This window comes from Bacillus sp. GW821-FHT11D08 (assembly GCF_058808515.1).
Map to the genome: position 1 here is coordinate 1 of NZ_JBXARS010000017.1, position 13,089 is coordinate 13,089.

General features: G+C 49.3%; 3 protein-coding genes. All 3 read left to right on the top strand.

What is annotated here, in order from left to right:
* Positions 1 to 3,720: non-ribosomal peptide synthetase (locus AC1RRX_RS19175; protein WP_144502565.1), on the top strand; the 3,720-nt coding region annotated here is incomplete at its 5' end.
* Positions 3,721 to 3,745: 25 nt separating this feature from the next.
* Complete coding sequence (locus tag AC1RRX_RS19180) at positions 3,746 to 11,443, top strand: non-ribosomal peptide synthetase (protein WP_144465023.1); 7,698 nt, start codon at positions 3,746 to 3,748, stop codon at positions 11,441 to 11,443.
* A gap of 15 nt (positions 11,444 to 11,458) precedes the next feature.
* The coding region (locus tag AC1RRX_RS19185) for a condensation domain-containing protein (RefSeq protein ID WP_492870930.1) at positions 11,459 to 13,089 on the top strand (1,631 nt) is incomplete at its 3' end.

Below are 13,089 nucleotides of genomic sequence, written 5' to 3' on the forward strand. Positions count from 1 at the left end.
AAAGACCTTGAACCGATTCTCGGCATGTTCGTCAACACGCTGGCCATCAGAACGGAGCCGAAAGGAGACAAACGGTTTACCGATTACTTGGCGGAAGTCCGCCAGGCGGCGCTTGAGGCGTATGAGCATCAGGACTATCCGTTTGAAGAGCTGGTGGAACGGCTCGGCGTGCAGCGGGACATGAGCCGCAATCCGCTGTTTGATGCGATGTTTATTCTTCAGAATATGGAGCGAGAAGAGATAAATCTGGCCGGTCTGAAGGTGTCACGATCAGAACATACCGAACATGATGTATCAAGTTTTGACCTGACCTTATCAGCGGCTGAATCCGATGGAAACATCCGCTTTGAAATGGAATTCAGCACCGAGCTTTTTATGAAAGAAACGATTGAACGCTGGATGGGCCACTTACTGAATCTCTTGCGCCATGTTGCCGCCGAACCGGAAGTCACACTATCGAAAGCTGACATTTTGGATGAAGAAGAAAAACAAAAGTTACTGATTGAGTTTAATAACACACAAACCGAATTCATGGAAAAACACAAACTGTTTCACCAGTTGTTTGAAGAGAAAGCAGAAGAAACGCCTCATCAGACCGCTGTTATTGAAGGAACACAACAGATCAGCTATTCGAAGCTTAATGAGCGGGCAAATCGGCTTGCGCTAACATTACACAAATATGGATTCGGTCCGGGAAAAAGAGCAGCTATATTGGCAAACCGTTCGATTGAAGCGATCGTCAGTGTTCTTGCCGTCATGAAATCGGGAGGGGCGTATATACCAGTTGACTCCCATTATCCTGAGGAACGGATTCGCTATTTATTAAAAGACAGCGCGGCATCCGTCTTGATGGTGCAGTCAGAATACAAAGAACTTGCTTCACAGCTGACGGATCACAATTTATTTCTCATTCAGCTTGATCATGAAGATCAATACGATATTTGTGCAAAGAATATTCAGCCGGCAGCGTCACCGGATGATACTGCATATATCATATATACTTCGGGAACAACGGGAACGCCGAAGGGAGTCGAAGTCAGAAATCGCAGCTTTACGCATGCAGCACTTGCATGGCGCAGGATTTATGAGCTTGATCTTATACCGGTCAGAGTGCTGCAGATGGCGAGTTTCTCATTTGATGTATTTTCAGGAGATATTGCACGCGCCCTGCTAAACGGGGGAACGCTTGTCATTTGTCCGGATGACGTCCGGCTTGAGCCGCAACAGCTTTATCGGCTCATTGATCAGTACCGTATCACGTTTATGGAGTCGACACCCGCGCTGATTGTTCCGTTTATGGAATATATATATCGCCGGAAGCTCGCGCTGCAAAGTGTAAAAATACTGGTACTGGGTTCAGATATGATCAAGTCGCAGGATTTTTATACGCTTCATGAACGCTTCGGAAAAGAAATGCGGATCATTAACAGCTACGGTGTAACAGAAGCGACAATTGATTCTTCGTATTATGAAGCCGAAATGAGCGAAAAGCCGCGGGAAGATGATGTGCCGATCGGTGTTCCGCTTCCGAATGTACAAATGTACGTCTTAAACAAAGACAAACAGGTCCAGCCGATCGGCGTTTTCGGAGAGCTGTATATCGGAGGGGCCGGCGTCGCCAAAGGATATTGGGGACAGCCTGAGCTGACAGAGGGCGCATTCAGTGACCCGTTACAAACGGGAGAAACGCTTTACAGAACCGGAGATCAGGCTTGCTGGCTGCCGGATGGTACTCTTCGTTTTCAAGGGCGGATTGATAAGCAGGTAAAAATCAGAGGCTACAGAATTGAGACGGGAGAAATAGAAAGTGTGCTTTTGAAACACGATCAAGTCAAAGAAGCGGCTGTTACCGTGATGAAAGATGCCGAAGGACAAGCCCGATTAGCGGCATACATCGTTCCTAAAGAGGCCGATATCTCATCACTTCGCCAGTCTCTAATGCAGGAGCTCCCGGCTTATATGATGCCGTCCCATATTATCGGTTTAGACAGCATGCCCCTGACACTGAACGGCAAACTTGATAAATCGGCATTGCCGGCAGAAGAGATACATTCATCCCAGGCATTTGTCGCGCCCGGCGATGAAAAACAGGCGATGTTATGCCGGATTTGGGAAGATGTGCTTCATATTCAGAAAGCGGGAATCCATCACTCTTTCTTTGAGCTTGGGGGAGATTCCATTAAGGCGCTTCAAGTGTCAGCCCGACTCGCCGGAGAAGGCTGGAACATGTCGATCCGCGATTTGTTTCAATTCCCGACGATTGCAGAACTCGCGAAGCACCTCACGCCGGCTGTTGCAACTGCTGATCAGGGGCCGATAGAAGGAAGCGCTCCGCTGACACCGATCCAGCAGAGATTTTTTGAGGAGCCGGGTGCGTTTGAGCTTCATTATAACCAAGCGGTCATGCTGTGCAGTGAAGACAGCCTCGAAATAGATGCGCTGTATCAGGCGGTTTGCGCGCTGACCGAACATCATGATGCGCTGCGAATGACTTTCACTGAAAATGAGCATGGGGAAACGGTTCAATATAATCGCGGAATCACAAAGCAGTATGAAGAAATATTTACGCTTAACGTCATAGATATTTCAGAAGAAACGCAGCCCGAAAAACGGATAGCCGCTGAGGAAAAAGAAATACAGCAGGCTATGCGTCTTGATCAGGGGCCTCTGCTTCATCTCGGAGTGTTCCGTCAGAAGGAAGCCGACCATCTTCTTATAACGATTCATCATCTTATCGTGGACGGCGTGTCATGGAGGATATTGCTTGAAGATCTGCAGACAGCTTATCAGCAGGCATTGGACGGCAAACAAATCGAACTGCCGCCGAAAAGCGATTCTTATATAAAGTATGCCGAAGAACTTTTTGACATTTCCAAAAGCAAAGCATTGCTGGAGGAAGCCGCATACTGGGACAGCGTGATGTCTAGTGAAACAGCGCCGCTGCCGAAAATAACTGATGAAAACGCCGGACGATTGCAGGAAAACGCGCGCACTGCATCGTGGATATTAAGCAGCGAAGTCACGAAACAGCTGCTGTTGGAAACACAGCAGGCATACGGAACGGATGTTCATGAATTGCTTTTAACGGCGCTTGGAATGGCGCTTCATGAGTGGACGGGTTCCGAACAGATCCTTATCAGCACTGAGGGGCACGGGCGCCAGGGGCATATGCCTGACATTGATATGTCAAGAACGGCAGGATGGTTTACATCTGTTTACCCGGTGCTTTTGGATATGAGAGTGCCGGACGGCTCAGGCGAAAAAACCGCTCACAGCATAAAGACGGTAAAAGACATGATGAGACGGGTTCCTCATCACGGAACCGGCTACGGGCTGCTGAGATATTCGCGAAACATTCTTTATAAAGACCCAGAAATAAGCTTTAACTATCTCGGTGCGTTTGACGGTCTTGAGGGAACGCTGAAGATGTCACCGTTCAAGCCGCAGCATGATATAGCGGCCGGGCGCATCCGCGAGTTTGATCTGGATATTAACGCGATGGTGGCGGCCGGGCAACTGGAGGTAAAAGCCGTTTATACCGATGTATTTGCACCGGGGGCAATCGAGTTCTTCATGAATCGTTTCCATACTCACCTCGAGGACATCATCGCCCACTGTTCCGGCAAGAAAGAGCGGGAAAAAACATTAACGGATTACAGCCATACAGAATTGACCGCTCAAGCACTATCAAGCATTGAAGATCTCGTAAAAGGACTTTAATTTCATAAAAAGGTGTGTGGCATTCGTGACACAAGCGACAGAAATTCAAGATATTTACCCTTTATCATATATGCAGGAAGGCATGCTGTTTCATTCGCTTCTGGATTCCGGATCAAACGCATATGTCGAGCAGATTTCGTTTACAGTCAGCGGGGATTTATGCATTGATACATTCCAAAAAAGTCTGGATATGCTTGTCAGCCGTTATGATATTTTCAGAACGATTTTCATAAAAGAAGTGCCTGACCTTGAAGGGCCGCAGCAGGTTGTCCTTTCACGCCGTGACACAGCCGTACAGACTGAGAACATTTCAGACTATTCGGAAGAACGGCAGCAAAGCATCATTGAGGAATTCAAGGAAACCGACCGGCATAAGGGGTTTGATCTGCAAAAAGGCCCCTTAATGCGCCTGACTCTTTTTCAAACGGGAGAAAACAGCCATACGTGCGTTTGGACTCACCATCACATTATGATGGACGGCTGGAGCTTGGGCATTGTGCTGAAAGATTTCTTCAGCATGTATTATGCGAACCGGAACGGGCGGCCTGTAAACCTCGGCAGTCCGGCTCCGTACAGCTCTTATATCAAATGGCTCCGAAGCCGGAATAAAGAAGAAACGTCAGCGTTCTGGTCGCGCTGCTTGGAAGATTACGGAGAAGTCGTTTCCGTTCCGCAAACGAAGAATAAGCCGGCGCAAAACGGTTATGCATCTGAGCATTTTCAATTTTCCCTTGAGTCTGAAACCGTGCAAAAGCTGACAGACATTGCCCGAAGCACCGGGGTCACGCTGAATACTTTATTTACGAGCATTTGGGGACTGCTTCTCCACCGTTACAACGGCACTGAAGATGCGGTATTCGGTTCAGTTGTTTCCGGCAGGCCGTCAGCTATCGCCGGCATCGAATCAATGGCCGGACTGTTTATCAATACCGTGCCGGTAAGGGTGCGCGCGGCTGGGGATATGACTTTTTCTTCTCTTCTCAAAAAGGTGCAAAAAGAGTCACTCGCTGCGGAAGAGCACAGCTATTATCCGCTTTATGACATCCAAAACGAAAGCGGCCTGCAAAAAGATCTATTGAACCACATCCTGGTTTTTGAGAATTATCCGGTTCAGATGCAGACTGCGGTAAACGGCTGGAAGCAAACCGAAAGCAGTGCGCTCTCACTTGAAAACTTTTCGATGGCGGAAGAAACCAATTACGATCTTAACGTCGTCATCGTTCCGGGAGAAGAGTTTTATGTGAAATTCAGCTACAATGCGGGCATCTACGATCGGGAAGACATGAAACGGATCAAAGGGCATATTCTGGAGGTCATCTCCTGTGTAACGGAAGATCCGGACAGGCTTTTATCAAGCATCAGTCTCGTGCCTCCGGAGGAAGAAGCCTTGATTCATTCGTTTAACGAAACAAACCGTCCGTACCCTGAGACAACCGTTCATGGGCTGTTTGAAGAACAGGCGGCAAAAACGCCTGACCAAGAGGCGTTGAGATATAACGGGGTAAGCTGGAGCTACAAGAAATTAAATCAGCGGGCGAATCAGATTGCGCATGCGTTAAGGGAAAAAGGCGCATGCCCCGACCAGATCACCGCTGTTATGCTGCGCCGATCAATGAGTACGGTTGCCGCTCTGCTCGGAATTTGGAAGTCGGGCAGCGCCTATATGCCGATTGATGCGGAATTCCCGCCTGAACGGATTTCATTTTTACTGAGAGACAGTGAAGCCTCACTGCTCGTGACCGAAAAGGACCTGCTCCCCCTCATTCCGCCGCATTTCAAGGGCAACGTCGTCATCATGGAGGAAACGGTTTCCCAGCAGACCGCACCGCTTCCGCCGGTATCTGACAGCGGAAATTGGGCGTATGTCATTTACACCTCCGGAACGACAGGCCGGCCGAAAGGGGTGCTTGTACAACACAAAGCGATCAGCAATACATTGCAATGGCGGCGTGAAGAATACGGGATGACAGAAGGGGACATAGCGCTTCATCTTTTTTCATACGTATTTGACGGGTCATTAACGAGTCTTTTCACTCCGCTTCTGTCGGGCGCCTGTGTATTGTTAACTGATGAAGATGATGCGAAAGACGTCCTTTCAATAAAACAGAAAATCACCCGCCACGGAGTGAGCCATCTTCTGATCGTTCCGTCTCTGTATCGCGTTCTGCTTGATTCGCTGACGAAAAAAGATGCAGAGACACTTCGGGCGGTGACATTTGCCGGGGAAGCGGCCACTCCTGATATCGTGGAAGCGAGCCGCGGCATATGCCCGAATGCCGAGCTGCTGAATGAATACGGCCCGACGGAAAACAGTGTGGCCACGACGATTCTGCGCAACCTGCAAAAAAGCAGCCGGATTACGATCGGGCGCCCGATTGCCAACACTTCTGTCTATATGATGCACGGAGATCGGCTGCAGCCGGTCGGAGCCGTCGGTGAACTGTGTATTTCCGGAAAAGGTCTGGCGGATGGATATTTTCAGCAAAAAGAGCTGACGGGCAAAGTCTTTACCCCTCATCCGTTTCGTGAAGGTGAACGGCTGTACAGAACGGGAGATGCAGCCCGATTTTTACCGGACGGAACGATTGAATATATGGGACGCTTTGACGATCAGGTGAAGGTAAGAGGTTACAGAATTGAATTAGGAGAAATCGAAACGGCACTCAGAAGTCTGTCCGGGGTAAAAGAGGCGGCAGTCATGGTGCGCAAAACGGCGGACGGGGAACAGGAGCTTGCAGCTTATGTCGTACTGGAAAATGCGGGTGTGACATTTGACCCTCATGCCGAATTGGCCGGGAGATTACCTGCTTATATGATACCGGGAAGCTTTACCAAATTAACGGAAATGCCGCTGTCTGTGAGCGGAAAACTTGATCGGGCCGCACTTCCTGAGCCGAAAGAAGCCGGGAGAACCGGTGATTATCAAGCTCCGCGCACAATGCTTGAGACTGAGCTGCTGTCTATTTGGCAAGAAGTGCTGAAACGGGAACACATCAGTATGAGAGATGATTTCTTCCAAATCGGCGGACAGTCGCTGAAAGCCGCGTCGCTTGTTTCAAACATACATAAACGGCTGCAAATTGAACTTGCCGTCCGCCATGTTTTTGAACATCCGACCATCGAGAGCATGGCCCGCTTCCTTGAACAGAGGAAAAGAGGAGAATATGCAGAAATCACGCCTGCGGAGGCAAAGGACTTGTACCCGCTATCTTTTGCGCAAAAAAGGCTCTATGCCCTTCATCAGCTTGCAGCGGACAGTACGGGCTATCATATGCCCGCTTGTCTGGAACTGAGCGGCAGACTCAACCGGGATCGTCTGCACGAAGCCTTTTCAGCGCTGTTACAAAGGCATGAAGCGTTACGCACATCATTTGTTTTACGAAACGGGGAGCCGATGCAGCACATACATGCACATGTCGATCTTGACCTCACAGAGATTCACATGCCATCCGGGAACCTTCTTCAAGAGGTGATGGAAACTTTCGTCAAACCGTTTGACGTGGAAAAAGCGCCGCTTTTGAGAGTGACTTTAGCCAAAGTTACTGAAGAACGTCATTTTCTGCTGCTTGATATGCATCATCTTATCGCAGACGGTGTGTCAATGAGCGTTCTGATTCAAGAATTGACGGATTTGTACAGAGGAAAAGAGTTGCGGCCGTTAAAACTCCAGTACAAAGATTTTTCCGTCTGGCAGCATGAGCGGTTTGCCGCTGAAGAATTCAAAAGACATGAGCGTTATTGGCTGGATGCGATCGGGGAAAACATTCCCGTTCTTGATCTGCCGCTCGATAAAAAGCGCCCTCAGCTTCCTGAATTCAGCGGGTCCGTTGTTCGAACGCGCCTTCAAAAGGAAACGGCGGAGAACTTGCGCCGGCTCATGGATGAGACGGGTTCGACACTGTATATGATTCTTTTGGCAAGTTACTCCTTGTTCCTTTCTAAATTGGGCGGGCAGGAAGACATTGTCGTCGGTTCACCTGCGGCCGGCAGAAGCCGCGCTGAGCTTGACGGGGTCATCGGCATGTTTGTAAATACCGTGGCAATGAGAAGCAGGCCGAAAGGGGATAAGACATTCCGCGCTTATTTAGAAGAGGTGAAAATGCTCGCCCTCGGCGCGGCCGAACATCAGGACTTCCCGTTTGAAGAACTTGCCCAAAAGCTTGATACACACCGGGAAGTCAATCGCAATCCGCTGTTTGATGCCATGCTCGTTTTGCAAAACAGTGATGATTTCGAAGTGAACCTTCCGGGCTTATCCGTTTCTTCACATGCAGTGAAGCATGACATTTCAAAATTCGACTTGACGCTTCATGCCGAGGAACGGCCGGATGGCTCACTGGATTTTCATTTTGAATACAGTACCGCGTTGTTTGAAAAAGATACGATCGAACGGTGGGCCGGTCATTTTAAAGAGCTTTTAGGACAAATTGCAGCAGATTACGAACGGAAGCTGTCTGACATTCATTTGCTGGGCATAAACGAGCGGCAGATGCTTCTTCAAGCGGAAAATCAAACGGCGGAGTATCCGAGGCATGAAACGATTGTCAGTTTATTCGAAGCACAGGCGGAAAAAATGCCGGATCAAATTGCAGCCGTCATGTCTCATGAGCGTCTCACCTACCGCGAGCTCAATGAAAAGGCGGATCGAATCGCCGATATGCTGTCGGAAAACGGCATCCGCTCCGGACAGATTGTCGGATTTATGACCGAACGATCTCCGGATATGCTGATTGGGATTCTCGGTATTTTAAAAGCGGGAGGAGCTTATCTGCCGATTGATCCTGACTATCCGGACGAGCGGATTTCATTTATGCTGACTGACAGCGGCGCGCGTGTTCTGTTGACGCAATCGGGTCTTGGGATATCCGGAATGGACGGGCTGCCGGTTTTATACATCGATAAGCCTGAATCCGTTTCAGCAGACAGAACGAAAGAAATAATAACGCCTGAACAGCCGGCTTACGTGATTTACACATCGGGCACAACAGGAAAACCGAAAGGCGTTATGACGGAACACCGCAATGTCATCAGCCTTATCACACATAAAGGACTGCCGTTTGATTTCGGCTCTGAAGACGTCTGGACGCTGTTCCATTCCTATTGCTTTGATTTTTCTGTCTGGGAAATATTCGGCGCGCTCTTATACGGCGGAAAGGTAGTTATCGTGCCGAAAGACACAGCCCGTGATCCGCATTTGTACCGGCAGCTGCTGCAAAGTGAAGGCGTAACGGTGCTGAACCAAACGCCGACGGCTTTTTCCGGACTCATTCATGAAGAGGCCGGGCATACGGACAAGCTGAAGCTTCGATATGTCATTTTCGGCGGAGAAGCGCTTCAGCCCGGCATGCTGAAAAGCTGGAAAGAGAAGTACCCGGAGACGGAGCTTGTTAATATGTACGGTATTACGGAAACCACGGTTCACGTCACATGCAAAAAACTGAATATGGATGATATTGAGAGAAACAAAAGCAATATCGGCAGACCGCTGGAAACCCTTCATGCTTTTGTTATGGACGCCTATATGAATCCGCAGCCGATCGGAATTCCCGGTGAGCTTTATATCGGCGGGGAAGGCGTCGCGAGGGGATATGTAAACAGGGATGATTTAACCGCCTCCCGTTTCATCACGAATCCGCACGTTTCCGGCATGCGGCTCTACCGGACGGGTGATATCGCCAAAAGGCTCTCAAATGGCGAGCTGGAATATGTCGGGCGGAAAGATGCGCAAGTAAAAGTCAGAGGCCACAGAATTGAGCTGGGAGAAATTAAATCAGCGCTGCAAGAGCTTTCCTCCGTGAAAGAGGCCGCCGTGATCACACGTGCTGATCAGCACGGTCAGCACTCCATTTACGCATACGCGGTCTTACACGGGAACGAAAAGATAAAAGAAGCAGAGATTCAGGCCTCTCTCAGAGCTTTTCTGCCGGAATATATGATTCCCGCCCGCTTGATAGCGCTTGATGAACTGCCTTTGACGGCGAATGGGAAGCTGGACGAGAAGGCGCTCCCGCAGCCTGAATTAAATGATAGCCTTGGAAATGATATCAGCCTGAGAAATGAAACTGAAGAAATGATGGCTGACATTTGGGAAGAACTCTTAGGTGTTGAAGGCCTCGGTCCCAATGCTCATTTCTTCCATCTCGGCGGGGATTCGATTAAAGCGCTGCAAGTATGTGCGAGGCTGAAACAGCAGGGCTATGAAACGACCGTCCGCGAGCTGTTCGAGCATCAGACACTGGGAGAAGTATCGATGCGGCTCCGGAAAGTCCGCCGCGTGATTGATCAGGCTCCCGTCACGGGAGACGTTCCGCTGACGCCGATCCAGCACTGGTTCTTGTCGCAATCATTGCCGCATGATCATTTTAATCAGTCGGTTATGCTCCGCAGTGCGGACAGAATCAATGAATCTGCTATGAGAAAAGCGTTGGCACAGCTTGCGGTTCATCATGACGCATTACGGATGGTATGCGGCACGCAAAACGGATCGGTGATTCAATATAACAGAGCGGAAAAGCTTTCTGAAGAAGAACTCTTTACGTTTGAAACGCTTGACGTGAGAGGGAAAGGGTCATTACAAGAGGAGCACGCCGCAATTGAACAGGCGGCCGCCTGTATTCAAACTTCCATTCGGCTGGAGACGGGTCCGCTCGTAGCTGTCGGATTATTTCACGCTAATGATGGCGATCATCTGCTGCTTTCCATTCATCACCTTGTCATTGACGGGGTGTCATGGCGGATTTTATTTGAAGATCTCACCGCATGCTACAGGCAGGTGCTCGAAGGAAAAGAAACCGCGCTTCCGGCAAAGACCGATTCCTATCAGACTTACGCGAAGCAAATCTCTGATTATGCTAAAAGCCGCCGGCTGTTACAGGAAGCAGACTACTGGTCCGAAAGAGAAAGAGCGGCGGTCGAACCGCTTCCGAAAGATGCCCGCATTTCTTCCAATCTTCTGAAAGATACAGATGTGATGACCGTTACATTGACGAAACAGGAGACTGAGCAGCTGTTAACGGAAGCGAACAGAGCATACACAACAGAGACGGGTGAATTATTGCTTGCCGCGTTAAGCCTTGCGCTGAACAGATGGACCGGAAACGAGACATTCAAAATCAGCATGGAAGGCCACGGAAGGGAAGAGCACTTGGAGCATCTTGATATCAGCAGAACAATCGGTTGGTTTACGTCAATTTATCCGGTATTGGTTGACGCAAGTTTTCAAGATCAGGCTGATGACGGCGAGCGGCTCGGCTATCACATTAAGCGGACAAAAGACATGATGCGCCGCATTCCGCATAAAGGAGCGGGATACGGGGTGCTGAAGTATATAAGCAAACTCTGGGAAGAGACTGAATCCGATTCTCCTGAAATCAGTTTTAACTATCTAGGGCAGTTTGACAGGGAGATCCGTTCCAGCGGCTTTGGTGTTTCTCCCGTAAAAGCGGGAAATGAAGTCAGCCCAGACTGGGAACGTCCGTACACACTTGATATCAGCGGCTCCGTATCGTCGGAATGTCTCAGCATGCATGTCGTGTACAACCGTTTTCAGTATCAAAAAGAAACGATTGAAGTTTTGACGGGATATTTTCATGCCTTTCTCAAGCAGATCATCTCGCATTGCACAGGCAAAGAGGAGCGTGAATGGAGCGCCGCTGATTTCAGTGACGAGGAGTTAACGCTGGAAGATCTGAGTGACATTATGGGAGCCGTCAACAAACTATAGAAAAGGAGTGGCGCAATGGGGCAGCAACCGGAAATACAAGATATATATCCTTTATCTTTTATGCAGGAGGGCATGCTTTTTCATTCTCTGTTGGATCATGACTCAAGAGCCTACTTCGAACAAGCGGTGTTTACGATCAACGGACAGCTTGACCGGGAACGATTCCAAAAAAGTATAGATGCTGTTTTTGAACGATTCGATATTTTCCGTACGACATTTATTCATAAGAATGTGGCGAAGCCCCGCCAAGTCGTGTTGAAAAACAGGCCGAGCCGCGTTCAGTTTCATGATATTTCTCATTTGGACGAGAAGGCACAAGACAAATATACCGACCGGTTCAGAAAAGAAGATAAAGATAAAGGCTTTGATTTGCAATCAGACCCTCTCATGAGAGTCTCCATTTTGAAAAAAGCGCCTGAACGCTATGTTTGTATCTGGAGCCATCATCATATCGTCATGGACGGCTGGTGCTTCGGGATTGTCATGAAGGAATTTCTGATGATCTATCAATCTCTGGGAGACGGGCGGCTCCCGTCTCTCGAGCCTGTTCAGCCATATGGTAAGTATATTAAATGGCTCATGAAGCAGGATCGTAAAGAAGCCGAGATTTTTTGGAAAACGAGACTTGCCGATCTTGAGCAATCGGCGTCTCTTCCGAAAAAATCCGCGGAACCAAATGGCGAACTTGAGCAGGCGGTTTTCACCATTTCTGAAGAGCAGACAAATGAGCTGAAGAACATTGCGGCAAGGGCGGGAGCAACGCTGAATACAGTGTTCCAGGCACTGTGGGGCATGTTGCTGCAGCGTGTCAGCCGCTGTGATGACGCCGTTTTCGGTTCTGTCGTTTCCGGCCGGCCGTCGGATCTCGCAGGCGTGGAAAAAATGGTGGGACTGTTTATTAATACGATTCCCGTGCGGGTGAAAAGCGGTTCATTTTCTTTTCTGGAGCTCGTCAGGCATTTGCAGCAGGAGACGCTGCAAGCAGAAGCGTACAGCTATTATCCGCTGTATGACATTCAAGCGCAAAGCCCTTTGAAGCAAGCGCTGTTTGACCACATTATCGTGTTTGAAAATGTGCCGGCCCAGCGTGAAATTGAAAATGTGAGTCAGTCCGGTTCATTTGATTTTGCGGTAGAAGATTTCACGATGGAGGAAGTCACAAACTACGGATGCAGCATAAAGGTGATTCCGGGAAATTCTCTTTATATCCGCTTAAACTTTGATACCGGTATATACGACAGCGTTTTTATGAAGAATATCGAAACATTTTTACGGCATATGATGAATTCAGTCATCTCCGATCCTGAAATTTGCGCCTCCGAGATCGCATTGCTTGATGCGCGTGAAGCCAGAAGTATGCTGGATGCGTTTAACCGTACAGAAACGGTTGAACCGCCGGCTCCGACGCTTCACGGACTGTTTGCCCGCCGCGCCGCGCTTTCGCCGCATCGTCCGGCGCTCCGTTTTCCGGGCGGTATGCTGACGTACGCCGAGCTTGACCAGTACACAGACAGACTCGCTGTTTGGCTCCGCCAAAAAGGCGTCCGCAAAGAAAGCATGGTCGGCGTGCTCGCTGAACGCTCGCCGGAGATGGTGGTTTCAGTGCTTGCCGTGTTAAAAGCGGGCGGCGCCTACGTGCCGCTTGA